Here is a 22,065-nt window from a genome sequence, read left to right as displayed (position 1 = left end):
CGCCACGGTGTGCTGGCGACCGGCGAACACGACCGCGCCTTGAAGACGTTGCTGTCCAATAACTTCCGGGCCTGCCGTCGCTACAACCGACAGCGCGTAAACAACGGTAGCCGCGCTTCAGCCCCGGAGTCCGGGGCATCCACGCGGCGGCTTCGATGAAACTTGTTCGGGTCAGGCAGGTCTCATGGTTTGCATGGTGCGCTCCATTTCCCAGAACGCGCGCAGGGAGTCGATTTTGCCGGCCTCGTTCACCCGGTAGATGAACACGCCTTCGGCGTCGAGCACCTGGCCGCCGTTCCGGCTGCGGACCATGCCGGTGTAGGCGACTTCGTTTCCGCAGGCGAAACTGTCCTCGTACCGGAACTCGATCGACTCGTTGTGCGCGATGGCCTTGTCCCAGAACGCGGAGATGGCGTCGCGGCCCCGATGCCCCTTACCCGCCGGATCGAAACCCGAAGCGCCGACCGGGTCTTCGACGAGGGCGTCCTCGGCGAACAGGTCGAGCCAGGCGTCCTTGTCGCCCGCCTGGACCGCGGCCAGTAGGGCCTGGCTGGCGGTGCGCGCCGGATGTGGTGCGGTCATTGATGTCCTCCTGTGGTCGGTCGTCGCGTCCGCCGGTTGTCGGTTTGTCCGACACACGGCGGATCCAGCACACACCCGGCCGTAGGGGCATAGTCAATTTCCGGCACTCAGTTGCGGCGTCGGGCCAGGGGATGGTCCCGCAGTTCGGACTCGATGGCGTCGAGGGCGGCAAGTATCTCGGCCTCGACGTTCGGATTGCCGAGAGCCCGCGCGAGTTCCAGCGCGCGCTGGTGATATCGGAGGGCCTCGATCGGCCGCCCCATCTCGTGATACAGATTCGCAAGCGCGCTCAGCGCAAGCCGCGCTCCCCAGCGGTCGCCGACCTCGTCGGCGAGGGCCACGGCTTGCTCGCAGTGGCGGATCGCGTCAGCGGCCGCACCGGCGCCCTGATGAACGTAGCCGAGCCCGGTCAGCGCCACGCTCTCGCACCATCGGTCGCCTGCGCTACGCGCGAGAGCCAGGGCTTCCTCGAGGTATTTTCCGGCATCGGCTCCCTGTGCCATGTGCTTGGCCGTGAACCCGAGGCCGATCAGCGCGAAGTTCTCGCCCCACCGGTCTCGCACCTCGCGGCTGAGCGTGAGAGCCTCCTGGAATCGCGCCATGCTCTCCGCGTATCGGCCTGCGAAGAAATAGGCTTCGCCGAGCCCGATCATCGAGCGAGCTTCCCCACATCGATCGCCGATCCGGCGATACAGCGCGGCCGATTGTTGATGGTCGTCCAGTGCCTCTTCGTAGTGGCCCGCTCGACTGCGAATGAAGCCGAGTTGATTGCGCGTCTTCGCCTCGCCTTGGAGATCACCGGTCTCGCGATCGAGATCCAGGGCATACCGGTGGTGCTCCCATGCGTCCGCGAAGGCCCCTGAGCGGAAGTACGCCAGGCCTAAGTTCTTGTGTAACTCGGCCTGCGCCGCGATCTCGCCGAGCTGCTCCGCACTGCGCAGCGCGATCAGGTGGGTGGTGATCCAATCGTGTAGATGGCCGCGGACGAAATAGAACCGCCACAGTCGCTGCGTGAGCTGCCAACAGTGCGCCGCCCAGCCATACTCATTCGCGGTAGCGATGACGGCGGCCAGGTTGGCCCGCTCGGTGTCGAGCCACGCCATCGCGGCAGGCTGGCCGGAGAGAACCGGGATGTGGGCCGACGGCTGAATGCCCGTGACGGGAGCCGTGTGACGGAACGGCTCCAACAGTTGGGCGGCGAGGTCCGCGGTGTGCAGGTAGTAGTCGAGCAGCCGCGTCAATGCCGCCCTTCGGTCGCTCTCCGCACGTTCGCCGCTCGAAAGCGCCCGAGCGTAGTAGCGAAGAAGATCGTGAAAGCAGTATCTGACCGACCCGGTTTCCGCCAGGCCGGTTTGGCGGAGCAGATGCATGTCCACGAGTTGTTCGAGGACGAGTTCCGCCTCGTCCGGCGTGATGTCGCACAGCGCGGCCGCCGTATATGCATTGATGTCGAAACCGGGGTGCTCACCTAGCAGCCGGAATATCCGTTGTTGCCGGGGCGTGAGTTGCTGATACGACAACGCGAACGCGGCATACGCACTGCGATCCCCGACGCTCAACTCGATCAACCGGCGATTCTTGTCACGCAGCCGCGCCGCCAGGGTCACCGGGGTCCAGGCCGAGCGATCGCGAAGTCTGGCGGCGGCTATCCGGATGGCCAAGGGCAGAAACCCGCACAGCGACAAGGCTTCTCCGACGGCACTGCCGTGCGCGACGGTCCGCTCGGCGCCGACGATTCGCGTGAACAGCGCGTTGGCGTCGTCCGGCGGCAGGACGTCGAGCGATATCCGTTCGACGCCTTCCAGACTGGAAAGCCTTTCGCGACTGGTGATCAGGGTCAGGCATGTTTTGGCGCCCGGCAGGATCGGTCGAAGCTGGCCTGGATCGGCGGCATTGTCCAGAACTATCAGGGCTCGACGGTCCGCCAAGGTGCCACGCCAGAGGGCGGCGCAGTCGTCGACACCTTCCGGAACGAGCTCCCCGGCGATGCCCAGTTGCCGGAGCAGGCTGTCGAGCGCGTCCCGGGGCGTGCGGGGCGGGTGCCCTTCGGTATGCCCTTGCAGGTCGAGGAAGAGCTGAGCGTCCGGGTATCGCTGTGCGATTCGATGTGCGACATGGACGACCAGTGTGGTCTTTCCGACGCCCGGCATGCCGTCGACCGCGATGATCGACGCGGCCGGTCGGCCTGAATCCTCCTGCGCAGACGCGAGTTGCAGCAACCGGTCGACCTCCGCGGAGCGGCCGGTGAAGTCCTCGATGTCGTAGGGCAGGAAGTTTCGCCCCGGAGCCATCGGCGCCTGGTCGTCGCCGGCTTCCGCGACGGGTATCTGCTGTCGAAGCACGCGCAGCTGGGCCGATTGCAGCTCCGCACTCGGTTCGATACCCATCTCGTCCCCGAGCCGGTCGCGCAGCTCGTCGAACAGGCGCAGCGCGGCGGCCTGCTGACCTGTCCCGGCGAGGGCGATCATCAGCCGAGCCTGCAGTCCTTCGTGCAGCGGCTCCTCGGCGGCGACCTCGCGCAGCCGGACCACAGCCTCGTCGTGGCGACCGAGTGCGATGGCGATGTCGGCGTAGTCGAGCACCGCGGCGAGCCGCTCGCGCGACACCGCGACGGCGGCCGGATGCTGTCGCAGATCCTGGTCCAGATCGCTGAGTATCGCACCGCGCCAACACGATAGGCCCCGCGCGTACGAGTCGCACGCCGCCTCCGGATCGCCCGCACGGTAGGACTCCCTGCCGTGCGCCGCCAGCTCGGTGAACCGCACGAGATCCAGATGATCGCCATCGACTTCGAGCAGGTAACCACCGCGCGCGTTGATCAGGCGCGGCAGCCCGTTCTGCCGTCCGGTCGAGGCGAACAACCGGCGCAGCCGGGCGACATAGGTGTGCACCAGATTGACGTGCGACCTCGGCGGCTGCTCGCCCCACAGCACGTCGATGATCTCGTCGCGGCTCACCGCCGTATTCGGTTGCAGTGCAAGCAATGCCAGCAATCGCGCGCGCACCGTTTCGCCGAGGGAGACCCGCCGGCCTTCGTCATATACGGCCAGCGGGCCGAGCACATTGATGGTGAATACCGCGCTCGGCGACTTTTCGGCATCGCTCGGGTCGGCATTGTGCAGCGGTAGGTCGAGCACGCTCGCCAGTTGCTGGATCGAGGCCGGCCGTGGATTGCGGATATGGCCTTGCTCGATATACCGAACGGTCCGGACGCTGACATTCGCGCGGCGCGCCAATTCGCGCTGGGTAAGCCCCGCTTCACTGCGCCGCGCGCGCAACCTCTCCCCGAACGTCAGATCTTCATGATCCATAGCGACGTATTCCCCCAGAATCAGCCGAGCCGTGCGGCAATATTACTCCAGCGTCGACCGTCCGGTTGCCGCTCCGCGGTCTCGTCATTCGTCTCGTGTCAGATTTCCGCAGGTAGGCGCGCCGAGGCGGGGAGCAGCTCGGGCCGGCGGCTGCTCCTACTCCGTCCAGTTCGGCTACACCTCGGCAAGTTAATGTTCTCCAAGCAGGGCGGCAAACGTCTGCCTGGAGTTCTACCGGCTGATCACCGCAGGGGGGCACGATCACGCCGACGACCCATTCAGAATGTTTGCCGCCCTGCGTAATCCGGTACGGGGGAGGGAACGAGTGAGGTACGCAGATACATTTCCATTTGAAACTTATTCGGCGGTCGAGTGGCGCGGCGAGACGCACCCGAACGTCGCGGTCGCGATATGAAGGTCGCGAAATGGGTGGTCCGCGAGCACCTCGACGCCGAGACCAGCTACGAGAAGGTGATCGACGATATCGATGTCGACCTCCGCGCCGACGAAATGCTGCTCGCGACCCGTTACGTCTCGGTCGACACCCACCTCCACGACCTCGCGGCGGAGACGCCCGTCGGCGACGCCCTCGGCGCCGATTCGATCATGGAGGTGGTCGAGGCCGGCCCGCGCGCCCCGCATCGGGTCGGCGACTTCGTCCAAGGATTCGGCGGGTGGCGCACCCATGTCATCGGCAACGGCCAGAAAGCGTTGCGGCCCTATCGCCGCCTCGAGCTCGAAGACTACGACGACACCCTGCCGATCTCGACCGCACTCGACATCATGGGCGAAGCGGGCATGACCGCATGGGGAACCATGACCAAGTTCATGGCGGTGCGGCCCGACGACACGGTCGTGGTGAGCGGCGCGTCCGGCACCGTCGGCACGGTCGTCGGCCAGCTGGCCAAACGCAGTGGCGCGCGGGTGATCGGCACCGTCGACTCTCCGGAGCAGGCGCGATACCTCACCACGCTGGGTTTCGACGCCGTCGTCGCCTATGACCAGGGCGACGACCCGGCGACCGTGCGCGCGGCTATGGCGGACGCGGCGCCCGGCGGCGTCGACAGATACTTCGACAGTCTCGGCGGAACCATCAGCGACGTCGTCTTCGCCATGCTCAACATCGGCAGCCGCGTCGCCGTCTGCTGGCAGTGGGCAATCCAGGTCGCGCACGACTTCCTCGGGGCACATATCTTGCCGCACATCATGTTTCCGCAGACGACCATCCGGGGCATCTTCGCCACGGAATGGTTCACCGAGACCAATTGGCGGGCACTGCACGACGAGCTGGGCACTCTCGTCCGCCGCGGCGAAATCCGTTACGACCCAACGATATGGCACGGCTTCGACAGCATTCCGAGTGCCTACCGAAGCCTTCGGGCGGACCGATCGACCAACCACGGAAAGGTGCTTGTCCAGTTGTGATTCCACCAACGGACTCGCATCCACTGAGGACCCGGGGGCGCGCACCGCTGCCGTAGGGGGGACCGGACTGTTCGCGTCGTGCTGGAGGGGAGCACGGCGCGAACAGCATTGCCCTATCGCCCCACCGATCTCCGCAGCCGAGCCGAGACGGAATCCACGCTCTCCGAGGGGGATTCACCCCGCGAGACTGTCCGGGCCGCCCATCCGGGCGATCAATGCCGAACGCAGATACCACAATCCGCTGGCCCTGGCCGGGTCGAAGCCGGTGAGTTCGCCGATGCGGCGCAGGCGGTAGTCGACCGTATTCGGGTGGATGCCAAGGTATTCGGCGGAGCGCAGCCGGCTCAGGTCGGTTTCGATGTAGATCTGGAGGGTCTCGCGTAGCTCCGGGTGGTTGTCGAGCGGCGTGAGGGCGTTGCCGAGCACGTCACGGCCGATGCCGGGGCGGCTCAGCTGGTGTTGCAGAGCCAGTTCGGCGAAGCGGTGCACACCGGGGTCGAGCCCCATTCCCTGCGCGGTGTCGAGGAGTTCGTGGGCCTGGCGGGCGGCGGTGGAGACCTCGTCGGGCCGCGCGGTGACCACGGTCGCGGTGATCGGCACGCGGGCCGCGGCGGACAGGGCCTGGACCAGCGCGTCGAGCTCGGCGTCGGTGCGGGCGCTGGTCGGCACGAGCACGGTGCCACCGTCGACGGACAGCAGCGAGAGCGCCTCGCCGCCGAGCAGCGTCGCGAGCGCTGATTGCAGGCGGCGCAGCTTCCGTCGCGCGACGACCTGCCGGTCGAGCTCGGGACGGTTCTCGTCGGGGTGCGCGGGCAGGGCGAGGGCGAGCACGAAATACTCTGCGGCGAAACGCATCTCCTCCGGCACCGGCTGACCGCCGAGCAGCACCGACGTCAGATTGTGGGTGGCGGTCTGGTGCTCGGCGGCGTCGGCCTTGTACTCCCGGACGTAGGCCTTGCTCACCGCGGCGGTGACCAGCTTGGAGAGCTCGACCACCCGGTTCATGCCCGCGACGACGCCGAGGGTGTCCGTCGGGCCCGAGCGCGCGACCAGGTCGAGCCCGACCTTGCAGCCGACATTGACGGCGTGCAGCACGGTGTCGATGGGGATGCCGGCCCGGGCGCAGCCCGCCGCCGCGGCCTCGAGACCGTCGGTGGGGGTGCGCACCGGTTGCCCGTTCAGGCGATGGATGAGCCAGTCGAGGCAGATCCGCACCACGGACTTGACCTCGCCGTGCAGCGCGGCCACCGACAGTGGCCCGGACGCCGCTACGTGGTCGAGCACGGTGCGGGTCAGTTCGTCGATATCGCGCGCCGTCGACGAAATCTGTCGCTCGAGCACACCGAGCTCGGGTCGGTCGAGACTTTCGATCGTCACCGGTGGCCTCCTTGTCTCCGTACGCCACAGCGAAGGCGGTGTCGGCGGCAAGCAACTTGGCTTCTGCCACGCCGAGAACTTCGCTGTAATCGGGCTGTTTACTGTTGCAAGCAACGGTAAACCGAGCGCGGACTCACCTTCTACTCCTCTTTCAGCCATCTCTCAGGGCTGCGGACCACGCCGTTGAGCAGGAAAAACGCCGAACAAGCGTCCGATCCGGGCGATACCGGGCCGAGCAGTAGATAGCGAGGTGCTCACTTTTTGGCGCGATTCTTGGACTCGACGTCGACCCACGCCGCGATCATCCGCGCGGTCATCTGGATCGCCTCCGCCCGCGCCGCGCTGTCGACCTCCAGCGCCGTGGCCCGCAGCACCGCGGCGAAACCGGTGTTGATCAGCACGAACGTGATCACGTCGTACTCGTGATCGTCGCCGGGGCCGAGGATCTGGATCACCATCACCTTGACCAGCAGCCGCAGGCGCGGCTCGAACTCGGGAATGCCGCTGCTGTAGAACTGCACCCCGGCGACCAGCGCCCGGACCAGCAGCGCGTTCTCCACCAGCTCGTCGGCGATCACCTCGAGGATCCCGCTGATCACCTCCAGGCTCGGCTTCTCGCCGAGGCCGAAAACCCGCTGGGAGAACCGCCTTTCGATGTTCTCGAGCAGCCTGCGCAGCAGCTCCTCGACCATGACCGAGCGGTCGGCGAAGTACCGGTAGACGGTGCCGATGCTCACCCCGGCCGCCGACGCGATCCGGTTCGTCGAGGTGTTGGCGATGCCGCGCTCGCCGAACAGCTGCGCGGCGGTGTCCAGGATGTGCTCGCGGGTCGCCTTGGCCCGTTCCTGAGTGGGTCGACGGCGCTGACCCACAGTCTTAGGCGGCATCGCGTACTCCTGCCCGATATCGAAGAAAATGAGCTTTGCTCAGTTCAGGTCTGGTGTCGAGTATGCAAGAGTGGTGCCACCGCGTCACGCGGGATGTGGGCCAATGGAGGTGCGACAGTGGGCGATCGGGTCCCGAAGGGTCGTCTCGCGCGCGGTAGCAAGCTGGGTCGTTTGGCGGCCGGCCAGGCGATTCGCGGGGTCGGCACGCGCCTGTCGATGATCGGGCGGACCGAACAGGCCAGGCAGGTGCTCTCGGAACGGTCGACGCTGCAGGCGGCCCAGCAGCTGGTCACCGTGCTCGGCGGGCTGAAGGGCGCGGCGATGAAGCTGGGCCAGATGCTGTCGGTGCTCGACGTCGACCTGCTGCCGGAGGCGCATCGGGAGATGTTCCGGGTCAAGCTGGCCGAGCTGCGCGATCAGGCGCCGCACGTCGCGTTCCCGGCCATGCGGGCGGTGATCGAGGGCGATCTCGGGCCGATGACCGGGGTGTTCGCCGATTTCGACGAGAGCCCGATCGCCGCGGCGTCTATCGGCCAGGTGTATCGGGCCCGGCTGCGCGACGGCCGCGCGGTCGCGGTCAAGGTCAAGTATCCGGGCGTGGACGACGCGGTCGAGGCGGACATGCGCAACCTGGCGATGTTCAGCAAGCTGTGGAAGTCCATGCTGCCGAGCGCGGCCGACACCGAGGTGCTCGAGGAGATCTCGCGCAATATCGGCAGCGAGCTCGACTACCTCCGCGAGGCGCGCACACAGCATCGGGTGGCCGCGCGCTACCGCGGTCATCCGTTCGTCACGGTCCCGGACAGCGTCGGGGAGCATTGCGGGCCACACGTTTTGGTGACGGAGTTCCTGGAAGGCGAACCGTACCAACGGATCAGGGCGCTGCCGAGCGCGGACCGCGATCGGATCGGCGAGCTGATCTACCGCTTCTACATCAGCTCGCTGTTCGCGGACTTCGAGTTCTGCGGCGACCCGCACCCCGGCAACATCATGCTCGCGGCGGACGGCAGGCTCGGTTTCGTGGACTTCGGGCTCTACCACAGCATGGACCCGGTGCACGTCGAGATCGAGCGCGTCTGTCTGCGTTTCGCGGGTGAGTATCGCGCGGACGAGTTGTACGACATGTGGATCAGGCGCGGTGTCATCGACCCCGAGTCCGACATCACCGCGCAGGAATGCCTCGACTACGTCTGGGCCGCCGCGGGCTGGCACCTGGTCGACGAGGAGCTCACCATCACGCCCGAACTAGCCACGGGCGCTTTGATTCTCGCCGTCGACCCGCGCGCCGCCGAGTTCCGCGGCATGCGGCAGCAGCGGTTGCCCGCCGAGCACGTCTTCTCCCGGCGCGCGGACCTTTTCACCTTCGCGGCGCTCGGTCAGTTGGAGACCACCAACAATTGGCATCGGATCGCGCGGGAGTGGCTCTATGCCGAGCCGCCGGTCACCGAGATCGGGCGGGAGGTCGCTCGGTGGCGAGCGGATGCGTAACTCCCCGCGGCATTTTCGTGGCAGGCACTCAGCTCTGCACTTCGAGCGCCTCGGCGATCACCCGCGCCGCTCCCGGGTATCCGTGCGGATTCGGACCGGTGAAGTTCAGTCGCAGATAGGGGCCCGACGGTTCGGCCGGGAACCACTCGTGCCCCGACGCGACGTACACGCCGCTCGCTTCGCAGTCACGAACGAGCCGGCTCGTGTCGGTGCCGTCGGGAAGTCGCGCCCACAGGTGCAGCCCGCCCCGCGGCACATGATCGACCCGGAGCGCGGGTGCGTGCCGCGCCAGGCTGCCGGCGAGCAGGTCTCTGCGCTCGCGCAATTGCCCACGCAGCCTGCGTAAGTGGGTTTTCCAGCCCGGATCGGTGAGGACCTCGAGCGCGGCCTGCTGGAGCAGAGCGCTCACGTACATGGACTCCGCGGACTGGTCCGCGAGGATTCGCGCGCGGGCGGGACCGCGTGCGATGACGGCGCCCACCCGGATGTTCGGCGACATGCTCTTGGTCAACGACCGGACGTAAACTACATGGCCCCCAGCGTCTTTCGCCGCCACCGGATGCGGGTCGGTGTCGATACCGAAGTCGTGTGCCCAGTCGTCTTCGACGAGAAACGCGCCGTGGGAACGGATTACCTCCAGTACGGCGTCGGCGCGGTCCGGCGACCACTGCGCCCCGGTCGGATTCGCGTAGTTCGGCTGGACGTACAGTGCCCTCGCCCCGGTCTCGCGGAAGGAGCGATCCAGCCCCGCCGGATCGGGCCCCTCGGCGTCGCTCGGCACGGGAACCAGCCGGACGCCGGACTGGTGCGCGGCGAGGATGGCGCCCCAGTAGGTCGGCGACTCGATCAGCAACGGGTGTCCGGGGGCGACGAGCGCACGGAAGGTCGACGTCAGCGCGCTCTGCGTGCCGGGAGTGAGCACCACGTCGCTCGCGGCCGGCGCGGTCAGACCCGCCGGTGTCTGGCCGGCCAACTCGGTCGCGAACCAGGTGCGCAGGTCGTTCAGCCCTGCGGTGGGCGGTCGCGAGGTGGCGGCCGATCCTCGCGTCGCACGCGTCAGGGCCGCGCGAATCAGCCTCTCGGGCAACAGATCCGCCTCGAGGTAGCCGGAGTGGAGCGCCTGCGCCTCGGGTGGCGCGAGGCGCATGGTGCCGCCGATATTCGGCAGCGCGCGACGCGGGGCGCCCAAGGCCGCTGTCTGCCAGCCGTAGTCCTGCGGGCGCACGGGCCGCGGCGCTCGAACGAAACTGCCTACCCCGGGCCGGCTTTCGACGAGCCCCTCGGCGACGAGCGCGCGCAGAGCCTTCTGCACGGTGACGGGACTGGCGGCGTACTCCGCTACCAGTTGACGGGTGGACGGAAGCCGCGCGCCGGGCGCGGCGGCGCCGATCCACGCGCGTATGCCGTCGGCGATTCGCGCACTGCTATCGTTGAACATGTCAGTCAAGAGTAGCGCTACTGTCGATGTTCGTACACCGCTATCGTCGGCCGGATTGGTCTGGGGCCTGGTGGGTGTCGCGGCCTTCTCCTTCACGGTGCCGCTCACCCGCGTCGCCGTCGGCGGGCTCTCGCCGCTGTTCATCGGTTCGGGTCGCGCGGTCGTCGCCGCGGCGCTGGCCGGTGTGGCCTTGGTCGCGACCCGTCAGGCGCTGCCCTCGGGCACGCAGTGGGCGCGGATCGCCGTCGTGGCGGCGGGCATCGTCGTCGGCTTCCCGGTCCTCACGTCGTATGCGCTCACGGTGACGCCCGCCAGCCACGGCGCCGTCGTCGTCGCGCTGCTGCCCGCCGCCACCGCGGTAGCGGCCGTCTTACGCACGGGTGAGCGCCCCGCCCAGCCCTTCTGGGTGTTCTCCCTCGCGGGCGCGGTCGCCGCCGTCGGGTTCGCCCTGCGGCAAGGCGGCGGGTTCGGCGGTGTCGGCTGGGCCGATCTGCTGCTCTTCGGCGCGGTGCTCGCGGCGGCCGTCGGTTACGCCGAGGGCGGGCTGCTGGCCCGCGAAATCGGTGCTTGGCAAACGGTTTCGTGGGCGCTGGTCCTGTCTTCGCCGTTGATGATCACCCTCGCCGGCGTCGCGGTCGCCCATCGGGCGCCGTCGGGCACCGCGGTCGAGTGGGCCTGCTTCGCCTATCTGGCGGTGGTCAGCATGTACCTCGGATTCTTCGCGTGGTACCGGGGTTTGGCGATCGGGCCCATGGCCACGGTCAGCCAGGTGCAGCTCGTGCAGCCGATCATGACCATCTGCTGGGCGGCGCTGCTGCTCGGGGAGCACATCACCGTGCTCACCCTCACCGGCGGGCTCGTCGTCATCGCGTGCGCGAGCGCGGCGGTCCGCACGCGGCTCGGGCAGGCCCGAACATGACATGCGGGCTGCCTTTCCCCACTGGTCGACTGGGGTTTCACGGGGACGAAAGGTCGGCCTAACCTCCGTTCATCGGGAATTCATCCGTCCCTCTGAAGGAGCCGATATGGCCCGAAAATCCCGCCGTGTCCGCGCCGGCCATGTCATCGCCGCGGCCGTCACCGTGCCGCTCGCCGTCTCGCTCACGCTGGTGGGCTCGGCCTACGCCGAGCCAAGCGCGCCGTCGGAAGGTCAAGTGGCCGATACGATTCAGGCGTCCGCCGTCAACCAGCACCTGGAGAAGTTCCAGTCCATCGCCAACGCCAACGGTCGCACCCGCGCCGCGGGCACACCCGGCTACGACGCGTCCCGCGATTACGTGGCGGGCGAACTGCGCCGCGCCGGCTACCAGGTGACGTTGCAGCCGTTCACCTTTCAATCGTTCCGGGAGCGGTCGACCGCGGTCCTGGAGCAGGTGTCCGCGGGCCACACCACCTACCGGGCGACCCCGCCGGACCGTGCCGAGCTCAATGACTTTGCCACGCTGACCTATTCGGGCTCCGGCGAGGCCAAGGCGCCGGCCCAGGGCGTCGATCTCGCGCTGTCCCCTGGCCTGCAGCCGAACACCTCCACCTCCGGGTGTGAGGCCGCCGACTTCGCCGGTTTCACCCGCGGCAATATCGCCCTGATCCAGCGCGGTACCTGCTCCGCCGCCGAGAAGGCCCACAACGCTCAGACGGCAGGGGCCTCCGGTGTGATCATCTTCAACGAGGGGCAGGAGGGCCGGACCGACGCCTTCGTCGAACCGCTCGACGAGACCGGCATCAAGATCCCGGTCGTCGGAACGAGTTTCGTCGTCGGCAAGGACCTGGCCGCCTCGCCGGACAAGACGGTGCGGCTGAAGACCGACACCGAATCCCTGCCCGCCACAACCCATAACGTGATCGCGGAGAGCCCGCAGGGCAACCCGGACAAGGTCGTCATGGCGGGGGCGCACCTCGACTCCGTGCGCGCGGGCGCCGGCATCAACGACAACGGTTCCGGCAGTGCGGGATTGCTCGAGGTCGCGTTGCAGATGGCCGCGACCGCGCCGAAGAACAAGGTCCGGTTCGCCTGGTGGGGCGCGGAGGAACTCGGCCTGGTCGGCTCCAAGTACTACGTGTCGAACCTGCCCGCGGCCAGTCGCTCGAAGATCAAGCTGTACCTCAACTTCGACATGATCGCCTCGCCGAACTTCGCCTACAAGATCTACGACGGCAGCGCCGGGCCGGCCGGCTCGGCGGCCATCGAGCAGAACTTCGCCCGCTACTTCGACTCAAAGGGCTTGGCGCACAACCGGACCGCCCTCGACGGTCGCTCGGACTACGGCGCGTTCATGCGAGCGGGCATCGCCGTCGGCGGCCTGTTCACCGGCGCGGAGGGCATCAAGACCCGCCAGGAGCAGCAGCTGTTCGGCGGCCAGGCCGGCCGCCCCTACGACCCCTGCTACCACCGCTCCTGCGACACCACCACCAACATCAACGACACCGCGCTCACCGTGAACACCGGCGCCATCGCCGACGCCATGCAAACCTACGCCGCCAGCACCAACCCCCCGAGCTGAACTATGACGACCAACTGACCCCACCACCCCGAGGGGCGAGCACCCGCTCGCCCCTCCCCCATGTCGCAAACTTTTCCTCGAGCAAGCCGCGGCGGCGAGGCGAGTGCTGACCAGAACGATCCCGACGAGGACTCGCGCGGTCGTTGTGCTCGCGCACTTGTACAGCGACGAGCCAGGCGAACGAACGGCGGCAACGTGCCAGGCGAGCGTTTCGTCACGCGAGACCGGCACCACGCGGAGGCGACACGCCGAGCGATGAAAACCCCTGCGCGGCAACGCCTTGGCGATGCGCCGACGCTCACCAGCGGGGATGCCGCTCCCGGATGCGATTGCCCTGGCACGATTCATGGTGGAAATCACGGCCGGATTCACTCGATTCAAGCTTGGGCCCGATACAGTAGGAGGACCGGTCGAGGTAGCCTCCATCAACTTGCACGAAGGTTTCCGGTGGATCGCCCGAAAGCACTACTTCACGACTGAGCTGAACCAAGGAGAGCCCGCATGACCATCCATCTCGAGCGGGGCGACAGCGGTCGGCGAGCGTCCGCACCCGACTCCGGAGGATCGGTCTTTCAGTCGGGCGGGCAGATCAAGCAAATGCCTGCTCGCCCGAAGGTCACTCCCAGCCAGCCGAAAACCAGCAGGAAGCACGCCTAGGCACGATTCGCCTGGCCGCGACCGCCTCCCGGGGAGCATCGGCGGCAGGTGATGACAAGTCCTGCGGCACCTCAGGAGTAACTCCGACGATCTTCTTCCGTATGCCGCGCTAGGATTTTCGAGGCGAGCGGCTTTGGCGGAGAGGTGTTTTCGGTATGGGGGACGACGAGTCGACAGGGGGTTCGGAGCAACAACGCCGAAGGGAGGGTGGCGATCCTCCTGAGCGAGACCACTGGGTGAGGCGTCATCCCGTTCTCTCCGCGGCGCTGTTGCCCGTGATCCCGTCGGTGATTGCGGGTTTGGTTGTGCTGGTGCCGGATAAGGGGTGGGATGTGTTCTCCGACAAGGACTCTCCGGCGACTGCTCAGGTCAAGGATGGTCCTACGAGCACGCAGGAGTCGGCTCGGCCCTCGAGCGCGCCGGCGACTTCCTCGAACCCTGGGTCGAACGAGGTCCGATGGTCGGGCACGGTCAATCTGACCTATCTCGACCTGGACTCCCTCCCGCCCCGCGTCCTGTCCAGCAACACCGGGGCGACCACATGGGTCAGCTACGACTACAAGGCCAGCGGGGGTTTCGAGAAGGCCACACTCTATGGACTCGGCGGTGGCTTCTTCACCACCAAACCCACGATCGCGTTGTGGAACGCGCCCACGACGCCCACCCGGCAGCAGTGCGCCGACCTGATCTCCACTCGCGGAGCCGAGACCATCCCGGTCGACCGGGCCAACAGCTACTGCGTCAAGACCGCGGCCAACCGGGTCGCCTACCTGACTGGCCTCACGCTGGACAACGACCTCCAGGCGTACACGGCGACGGTCACGGTCTGGGCGGCCACGCAGTAGGCATCACAACGTCGGTGATTGAGTCCGGCGCGCCGGGCTATCCGCAGGCTATGGATCCCGCTGCGAGTCATTCCGAGATCAACCTCGAGGTAGACGGCGTTCAGCACGCATTGCGCATCGACAATCGCATCACGCTGCTGGACGCGCTGCGCGAGCAGCTCGGCGTGACCGCGCCAAAGAAGGGCTGTGACCACGGCCAGTGCGGGTCGTGCACCGTCCTGCTGAACGGTCGCCGGGCCACCAGCTGCCTGAGTTTCGCGGTCGCCAACGACGGCGCCCAGGTCATTACAGCGGCGGGCCTGGGCACGGGCGAGGAACCGCACACGATGCAGCGGGCCTTTCTGGAGCAGGACGGCTTCCAGTGCGGATACTGCACGCCGGGTCAGATCTGTTCGGCCGTCGGCATGCTCGACGAGGTCGAGGCGGGCCATCCCAGCTATGTCACCGAGGACCTCGGCACGGAACCCGAGCTCACGGACACGGAGATCCGCGAACGCATGAGCGGGAACATCTGCCGCTGCGCCGCCTACCCCAATATTCTCGCGGCGATCCGGCAGGCCGGCGCATGATCCCCTTCGAATATCGACGCGCGAGCAGCGTGCGGGACGCGGTCGCGATGGTGTCCGAGCGGCCCGAGGCGGCCTTCCTCGCGGGCGGAACGAACCTCGTGGACCATATGAAGCTGGGCATCACAGGCCCAGACCTGCTGGTCGACGTCGCGCACCTACCGCTCACCGAGGTCACCGAACTCCCCGACGGGGGACTGCGGATCGGCGCGGGCGTGCGCAACAGCGACCTCGCGGCACACCCCGCGGTCCGCACCGGATACCCCGCCCTGTCCCGCGCGTTGCTGTCGGGCGCCTCCGGGCAGCTCCGCAACCTGGCGACCACCGCCGGAAATCTGTTGCAGCGCACCAGGTGTGTGTACTTCCAAGATGTCTCGACCCCGTGCAACAAACGCGACCCCGGCTCCGGCTGCGCGGCCATCGGCGGCTACGTCCGCTATCACGCGATCCTCGGGGCCTCGGAACACTGTGTGGCGGTTCATCCTTCGGACATGGCGGTGGCCATGGCCGCGCTGGACGCCCGGGTGGTGCTCGCGGGCACCGAGGGCGAGTCGCGGATCCCGCTCACCGAGTTCCACCGGCTCCCCGGCGACCGCCCCGAACTGGACACGGTGCTCCAGCATGGTCAACTCATCACCGCGGTCGAGCTGCCCGCCCCGCACGCCGGGGCGCGATCGACCTATCGAAAGGTCCGCGACCGCGCCTCCTACGCCTTCGCCCTCGTCTCGGTGGCCGCCGAACTCGTCGAGAACGACGGCCAAATAACCTCCGCCCGAATAGCTCTCGGCGGGGTGGCGCACAAACCCTGGCGTGCCCGCACGGCCGAGTCGATCCTGATCGGCTCGCCCGCAACCGAAGCCACGTTCGAGGCCGCCGCACGCGCGGAGCTCGCCGAGGCACAACCGTTGGACGGCAACGAGTTCAAGGTCGAACTCGCGCGCCGCACACTCGTCGCGACGCTACGTTCGCTCAGCGCGACCGGGGAGGCGCGGTCATGACACTCATCGACGCGAACGCGATGGGCGCCTCTCCCCTGCGCCTCGACGGCCCCGCCAAGGTCACCGGCGCCGCGCCGTACGCCTTCGAGCACCCGGTCGACCGGCCGACCTATCTGCACCCCATCCAAGCCACCATCGCCCGCGGACGGGTCGCCGCGATGGATACCGCGGCCACCGAGCGGCTCGACGGCGTGCTCGCGGTGCTCACCGTCTTCGACGCCCCGGAACTGGCCGACACCTCCGACGGCGAGCTGAGCATTCTGCAAGACGACGAGGTCCATTTCCGCGGCCAGCTCATCGGCGCGGTGATCGCCGAAACGGCCGAAACAGCCAGGCACGGCGCGGATCTGGTGCGCGTCGACTATCGGCGTCAGCCCGCCGACGTGCGGTTCGACGGCGACCGCGACGACCTCTACGCACCCGACGAGGTCGCCTCGTCGTTCCCGACCGACACCGAGACGGGCGATCTCGACGCGGGCCTGGCCGCCGCCGCGATCACCGTCGACCAGACCTACACCACCCCGATCGAGCACAACAATCCGATGGAACCGCACGCGTGCATCGCCCTCTGGCACGCCGAGCCCGAGCCGGACGGCACCGTGGTCACGCTCTACGACTCGACACAGGGCGTGCACACCGTGCGCAAGACACTCGCACCCTTGTTCGGACTCGAACCGGACCAGATCCGAGTCATATCGCCGCACGTCGGCGGCGGTTTCGGCGCGAAGGGCGCGCCGCACTGCCACAATGTGCTCGCCGTCCTCGCCGCGCAACGCAGCGGCGGGCGACCGGTGAAGCTGGCCCTCACCAGGCAGCAGATGTTCGCCCTGGTCGGCTACCGAACCCCGACGATCCAGCGGATCAGGCTCGGCGCGGACGCCGACGGCAGGTTGACGGCGCTGGCGCACGACGTCATCGAGCAGACCGCCAAGGTCAAGGAGTACGCCGAGCAGAGCGCCGTCCCGTCACGGGTGATGTACCGGGCACCGAACCGCCGCACCTCGCACCGTTTGGCGGCTCTCGATGTGCCCGTGCCGTTTTGGATGCGCGCGCCCGGCGAGGCGCCGGGCATGTTCGCCGCGGAGGTGGCGATGGACGAGCTCGCCATCGCCTGCGGGCTGGACCCGATCGAGCTGCGGATCAGAAACGAACCACCCACCGACCCGGACTCGGGCAACCCGTGGTCCGGCCGCCACCTGATCGACTGCCTGCGCCGCGGCGCCGACGAATTCGGCTGGGACACACGCGATCCGGAGCCCCGCAGTCTTCGCGACGGGGACTGGCTGGTCGGCACCGGAGTCGCCGCCGCGACCTACCCGGCCCAGCAATCCCCCGGAAACGCCGCGCGCATCGAGTTCGACGACCGCTACCTCGTCGAGATCGGCGCCGCGGACATCGGCACCGGAACCTGGACCGCTCTGACGCAAATCGCCGCGGACGCCCTCGGCTGCCCGACGGACATGGTCGACCTCAGGATCGGCGACTCGGCCCTGCCGTCGGCCTCGGTGGCGGGCGGCTCCTCCGGCATCACGTCGTGGGGCACGGCGATCGTGGCCGCCGCCAAGGCCTTTCGCGACAAGTACGGCGTCGACCCGGCCGCCGGATCGGCGCTGCGTGTCGAGGCCCCGGACAATCCGGACGCCGACAAGTTCGCCATGCACTCCTTCGGCGCTCAGTTCGTGGAGGTCCGGGTGAACCGGGACACCGGCGAAATACGCGTGCCCCGCATGCTCGGCATGTTCTCCATCGGCCGCGCCATCAACCCGCGCATGCTGCGCGCGCAGCTCGTCGGCGGCATGACGTGGGGCCTGTCCATGGCGCTGCACGAGGAGAGCGTGCGGGACCCGCGCTTCGGCCACGTCGTCACCCAGGATCTCGCCAGTTACCACGTGAGCGTGCACGCCGACATCGGCGACATCCAGGCCCACTGGCTCGACGAGGTGGACGAGCACACCAACCCCATGGGCTCGCGCGGCGCGGGCGAGATCGGCATCGTCGGCGCCGCCGCCGCCGTCGCCAACGCCGTCCACCACGCCACCGGCCTGCGCGTCCGCGATCTCCCGATCACCGCCGACCGCCTGCTGTCGTGAATCCGCCTAGGCCCTGTGTCGAAGTCCGGCCGGATGCATCCGGTGGCTGGATCGTCGCCTGGCAAGGCGGAGGAGGAGCCGATACCGGGGTTGTATCGGCGACGACGACAACGCGGCCAGGCGGCGATCCAGCCACCGGAGGCGCCGGATGGGACTTCGACACAGGGCCTAGGTGGACATGTCGTCGACGTGCTCGTGCAGGGAGGCGATCACCGCGGTGAGCACGCGGTGGGCGGCGGCGAGGTCCGCGTCGGGGAACTCGGCCATGGCGGCGGTCGTGCGGGCGCCGACGGGGATGAAGAAGGCGCGGGCGGCGTTCATGCCCTGCTCGTCGTGGTAGAGGATGACGCGGCGGCGGTCGGTGTCGTCGACCGCGCGGCGCAGGTGGCCGGACTGGATCATGCGCTCCACGAGATAGGTCACCGCGGGCGAGGAGATCCCCATCAGCCGGCCCAACTGCCCCGGCGTGAGCGGCCGCCCGGCGTACTCGGCGGTCGCGACGTGCATCAGGGCGCGAAAGTCATTGGGGCGCAGGTTATTCAACCGGGCGAAGACGTGCCCGACCTGATCGGTGATGGCCGAGAGCGCACGGATGTCGGCGGCGATATCCGACTCCAGCGCCGCGCGCCCGTCTGCCGAGGTCGAAGCGGACGTATTGACCGTCCCGTCGGATTCCATCACGACGGCAAGACTAGTCCGCGCAATCCTCTCCGTTGCTTAATAGTTAAGTTTCTGAAAGAGTTGGCCGCGTGAAGCTCTGGGAGAAGTACGCCTCCGTCGTCACCGCCCGCCTGTCCTGGTTGTTCCTTCTGTTGCTGCTCGCCGTCGCGGGCGGCGTCATGGGCGTGGTCGGTGACAACGACGCGGCGGGCCAGTCCCCGGCGACCCTGCCCGACTCGTCCCAATCGGCGCGCGCGAAACAGGCACTGAGCCAATTCCCGGACGCGGGGGCCGGCGCGGCGATCGTGGTGCTGACCCGCGCCGACGGCGCCGAACTCACCGAGCCCGACGTCGCGGCCGCCGCAGCGACCCTCGACCGTGCCGCGAAAGCCGGTGGTGATCCGGGCGCTCCGAGCCCGATCATTCAGTCTCCCGACCACAAGGCCGCGATCGGCCGGGTGCCGGTCTCGGCCGATGCGAGCGGCTTCGAACTGCGCGACCAGATCGACCGCCTGCGGCAGGCGTCCAAGGACGGGCTGCCCGCGGCATTGACCGTCCAGGTCACCGGCGGCCCGGCGTTCGGCGGCGATATCGCGGACTCGTTCTCCGGCGCGAACACGACGCTGCTCGCCGTGACGGCCGTGGTGGTGGCCGTGCTGCTGGTGATCACCTACCGCTCGCCGGTGCTGTGGCTGATTCCCCTGTTGATCATCGGCACGGCGGACCGCACCGCGACCGTCGTCGGCACCGGACTGGCGCGGCTGACCGGGCTCACCTTCGACGGCTCCACCTCGGGCATCACCAGCGTGCTCGTATTCGGCGCCGGCACCAATTACGCGCTGCTGCTGGTCTCGCGATACCGCGACGAGTTGCACCGCGAGGCCGATCACCGGCGCGCGCTGCGCCGGGCGGTGCGCCGGGCCGGGCCCGCGATCCTGGCCAGCAACCTCACCGTGGTCGCCGCCCTGCTCGTGCTGGCGTCGGCGGCGCTGCCGAATACGCGTAGTCTCGGCGTGCTCGCGGCGGCGGGGCTGGTGGTCGCCCTGGTGTTCGTGTTGCTCGGCTTGCCCGCCGCGCTCGCGCTGTGCGGACGAAAAGTGTTCTGGCCCTTCGTCCCTCGTCCCGACGGGCGCGACCAGGCCACCGAGGGCATCTGGCACGCGACCGCGGTGCGGGCCGTGCGCCGCCCGATTCCGGTGATCGTCGCCGCGATCGGCGTGCTCGCGGTGTTCGCGGGCGCGCTGTTCACCGTGGACGTCGGACTTTCGCAGACCGAGCGGTTCCGCGTCCGCGCCGAGTCCGTGGACGGATTCGACACGCTGGCAGCGCATTTCCCGTCCGGCTCGGCCGATCCGACGATCGTCGTCGCCCGGGAGTCGGCGGCCGCCTCGATCGATGCGGCGTTGCCGACGGTCCCCGGCGTGCTGCGCGCAAACAAAACGGGCACCGCGCCAACAGGTTTGGCGCGCTGGTCGGTGGTGTTGGACGCACCACCCGGCTCGGCCGCGGCTTTCGACGCCATCGACGCCCTCCGTGCCCGCGTGGCGGACATCCCCGAGGCGGACGCGCTGGTCGGCGGCGGCGACGCGGAGGCCCTCGACACGCGGGTGGCCGCGGCACACGACCGCACGATGATCATGCCGCTGATCCTGGCCATCGTGCTGGTGGTCCTGCTCGTGCTGCTGCGCGCCCTGCCCGCCGCGCTGCTGCTGGTCGGCGTGACGGCGCTCAGCGCGATAGCCGCACTGGGACTGGGCAGTTGGGTGAGCGTGCACGTCTTCGGGTTCCCCGCGATCGACACCAACGTGCCGCTATACGCGCTGCTGTTCCTGGTCGCGCTCGGCGTCGACTACACCATCTTCCTGGTCACCCGCGCGCGCGAGGAGACGCCCGCGCACGGCACCGCCGACGGGATCGTGCGCGCGGTCGCGACCACCGGCGCCGTCATCACCAGCGCGGGAGTGGTGCTGGCCGCGGTCTTCTGCGTCCTCGGCGTGCTGCCGTTGATCACCCTCACCCAGCTCGGCATCGTGGTGGCGCTGGGAATCCTGTTGGACACCTTCGTCGTACGCACCGTCATCATTCCCGCGCTGTTCACCTTGCTCGGCGCACGGATCTGGTGGCCCAGCCGGCTGGACGAGACCGACCGTCCGCGACCGTCCAGCGACGACCGTTCCACGCCGGTCCCAGCGCATCAATGAGGCGAATTCGGCTGAATTCACCCCAATTTTGGGTAATGCATCGGGTCCCGGGTGGAGGAGGCCGGAGCCTGCGGCCGCCCGTACTTGTCGGGCGGCGGTGATGATGCGCGTGTGGAGCCGACGCCGACCACGACGAATGAGCCCGGAACTACAAGGGCTTGGTCGCGTGATGACGTTGCTCAGCTTGCCGGTGGAGTGTCGGCGGCGATGACACCGCGCAGTTGTGTGCGAGTGCTCTGTGTTCGGTTGCCGGTAAGGGGTTCGTTCCAGATATGCAGCAGCAGGTGCTCGTCGATGTCGATGAGACGGTCTGCGTGTCCCGGTGCGGTGGCCAGGTAGGGTTCGTGCGGTCCGGGGATCTCGTAGAGGCGCACGTGCACTCGTGCCGGGCCGGGGTCGGTGAGCGGTTCGGCAAGCTGTCCTTGGCATTGCTCGAAATAGCATGAGCCGACATATTGACGGCCACGCGCGGTCGTGTAGGTGGCTTCCTCGAGGAAATGCGCGTCGGCCGGTTCGGGCGGGTACCGGCCGGCACCCGCCTCCACGGTGACTCGGGCGAGATTGCCCTGACGGTGCCTAGTACGGATGGCGAGGGCACCGATCCCGGGGAGCAGGCGTGGCCCGGCTGTCATCGTGATCGTTGCCGTCTGCTGGTCGAGGTCGTGGTCGAGCAGATAGATCAGCCCGCCGTCGTAGTCGACCACGTCGGAAAGTCTCACCATCGGCTATACCTTTCGCTTGACTCGCGGCGAATTCGGCTGAATCGACCCCAATTTTGGCGATGCATCGATTGTGCATCGTTTATTCGCTACCGTGGAGAGAGTACCGCACCGGCTGCCCGGGGCGGCGAACCTCAACCCGCACAATCTATTTCGGCATGCCCGCCGGCAGCAGGGCCGAATCGGCTCGGCGGTCACGCCAAGGAGAACACTATGGATATCTCCCTCGACCGACGCCGCGCGGCCGTGCTGATCGGCGCGGCCGCAACCGTGGGCGCACTCTGCCTGGCCGCACCCGAAGCCTCGGCGGCCGACACCGC

16 protein-coding genes are annotated in these 22,065 nt (G+C 68.3%); 9 read left to right on the top strand and 7 right to left on the bottom strand.

All coding sequences use genetic code 11. The features are described 5' to 3' along the window. Positions 1-171: 171 nt before the first annotated feature. Positions 172-582 (bottom strand): nuclear transport factor 2 family protein, encoded by a 411-nt coding sequence (locus ON39_RS39580; RefSeq protein WP_040741904.1) that lies wholly within the window; start codon positions 580-582, stop codon positions 172-174. Positions 583-689: 107 nt separating this feature from the next. Next, positions 690-3,893 carry a BTAD domain-containing putative transcriptional regulator gene (locus tag ON39_RS39575; RefSeq protein WP_051187690.1) on the bottom strand — a complete coding sequence of 1,068 codons (3,204 nt, stop codon included), beginning with the start codon at positions 3,891-3,893 and terminating at the stop codon, positions 690-692. A 411-nt stretch (positions 3,894-4,304) separates the two neighbouring features. Here ON39_RS39575 and ON39_RS39570 point away from each other — a divergent pair, with 411 nt between their 5' ends. Further along, positions 4,305-5,318, top strand: a complete 1,014-nt coding sequence (locus tag ON39_RS39570; RefSeq protein WP_040741902.1) for an MDR family NADP-dependent oxidoreductase — start codon at positions 4,305-4,307, stop codon at positions 5,316-5,318. Positions 5,319-5,492: 174 nt separating this feature from the next. Here ON39_RS39570 and ON39_RS39565 read toward each other — a convergent pair whose 3' ends face one another. After that, positions 5,493-6,695 carry a PucR family transcriptional regulator gene (locus ON39_RS39565; RefSeq protein ID WP_040741900.1) on the bottom strand — a complete coding sequence of 401 codons (1,203 nt, stop codon included), beginning with the start codon at positions 6,693-6,695 and terminating at the stop codon, positions 5,493-5,495. Positions 6,696-6,949: 254 nt separating this feature from the next. Next, on the bottom strand, positions 6,950-7,582 hold the full coding sequence (locus ON39_RS39560) for a TetR/AcrR family transcriptional regulator (protein ID WP_040741898.1): 633 nt from the start codon (positions 7,580-7,582) through the stop codon (positions 6,950-6,952). A 117-nt stretch (positions 7,583-7,699) separates the two neighbouring features. Here ON39_RS39560 and ON39_RS39555 point away from each other — a divergent pair, with 117 nt between their 5' ends. After that, positions 7,700-9,070, top strand: a complete 1,371-nt coding sequence (locus ON39_RS39555) for an ABC1 kinase family protein (protein WP_040741897.1) — start codon at positions 7,700-7,702, stop codon at positions 9,068-9,070. A gap of 28 nt (positions 9,071-9,098) precedes the next feature. Here the strand turns inward: ON39_RS39555 and ON39_RS39550 are convergent, their stop codons facing one another. Next, positions 9,099-10,508 carry an aminotransferase-like domain-containing protein gene (locus ON39_RS39550; RefSeq protein WP_040741896.1) on the bottom strand — a complete coding sequence of 470 codons (1,410 nt, stop codon included), beginning with the start codon at positions 10,506-10,508 and terminating at the stop codon, positions 9,099-9,101. Between ON39_RS39550 and ON39_RS39545 the strand changes: the two genes are divergently transcribed. The 6 genes from ON39_RS39545 (at position 10,507) to ON39_RS39520 (ending at position 18,165) form a co-directional block, all read left to right on the top strand. Next, entirely contained in the window at positions 10,507-11,427 is a 921-nt protein-coding gene (locus ON39_RS39545; protein WP_051187689.1) for a DMT family transporter, read from the top strand. The two genes, ON39_RS39550 and ON39_RS39545, sit on opposite strands and share 2 nt — an antisense overlap. 106 nt (positions 11,428-11,533) lie before the next feature. After that, positions 11,534-13,009, top strand: coding sequence for a M28 family metallopeptidase (locus ON39_RS39540; RefSeq protein WP_040741894.1), 1,476 nt, complete (start codon positions 11,534-11,536; stop codon positions 13,007-13,009). A gap of 968 nt (positions 13,010-13,977) precedes the next feature. Then, positions 13,978-14,511, top strand: coding sequence for a hypothetical protein (locus tag ON39_RS39535; protein ID WP_146251360.1), 534 nt, complete (start codon positions 13,978-13,980; stop codon positions 14,509-14,511). A gap of 50 nt (positions 14,512-14,561) precedes the next feature. Beyond that, the gene (locus ON39_RS39530; RefSeq protein ID WP_040741892.1) at positions 14,562-15,080 is read left to right on the top strand and encodes a 2Fe-2S iron-sulfur cluster-binding protein; all 519 of its coding nucleotides are present in this window, start codon (positions 14,562-14,564) and stop codon (positions 15,078-15,080) included. Continuing rightward, complete coding sequence (locus tag ON39_RS39525) at positions 15,077-16,075, top strand: FAD binding domain-containing protein (protein WP_040741891.1); 999 nt, start codon at positions 15,077-15,079, stop codon at positions 16,073-16,075. Before ON39_RS39530 ends, ON39_RS39525 begins: the two co-directional genes overlap by 4 nt. Continuing rightward, positions 16,072-18,165 (top strand): xanthine dehydrogenase family protein molybdopterin-binding subunit, encoded by a 2,094-nt coding sequence (locus ON39_RS39520; protein WP_040741889.1) that lies wholly within the window; start codon positions 16,072-16,074, stop codon positions 18,163-18,165. The genes ON39_RS39525 and ON39_RS39520 overlap by 4 nt, the downstream gene beginning before the upstream one ends. Positions 18,166-18,333: 168 nt before the next feature. On the opposite strand, the gene ON39_RS39515 is transcribed toward ON39_RS39520, so the two are convergent. Then, positions 18,334-18,843 (bottom strand): MarR family winged helix-turn-helix transcriptional regulator, encoded by a 510-nt coding sequence (locus tag ON39_RS39515; RefSeq protein ID WP_051187688.1) that lies wholly within the window; start codon positions 18,841-18,843, stop codon positions 18,334-18,336. Positions 18,844-18,914: 71 nt separating this feature from the next. On the opposite strand from ON39_RS39515, the gene ON39_RS39510 reads away from it, so the two are divergent. Then, entirely contained in the window at positions 18,915-21,026 is a 2,112-nt protein-coding gene (locus ON39_RS39510) for an MMPL family transporter (RefSeq protein WP_051187687.1), read from the top strand. Between the two features lie 179 nt (positions 21,027-21,205). Here ON39_RS39510 and ON39_RS39505 read toward each other — a convergent pair whose 3' ends face one another. Beyond that, on the bottom strand, positions 21,206-21,730 hold the full coding sequence (locus ON39_RS39505; protein ID WP_146251361.1) for a hypothetical protein: 525 nt from the start codon (positions 21,728-21,730) through the stop codon (positions 21,206-21,208). Positions 21,731-22,065: the final 335 nt, after the last annotated feature.

The organism is Nocardia tenerifensis NBRC 101015, from assembly GCF_000308715.1.
Taxonomy (GTDB): Bacteria; Actinomycetota; Actinomycetes; order Mycobacteriales; family Mycobacteriaceae; genus Nocardia; species Nocardia tenerifensis.
The sequence above is the reverse complement of the archived record's forward strand: the minus strand, read 5'-3'. Positions and strand labels throughout refer to the sequence as shown.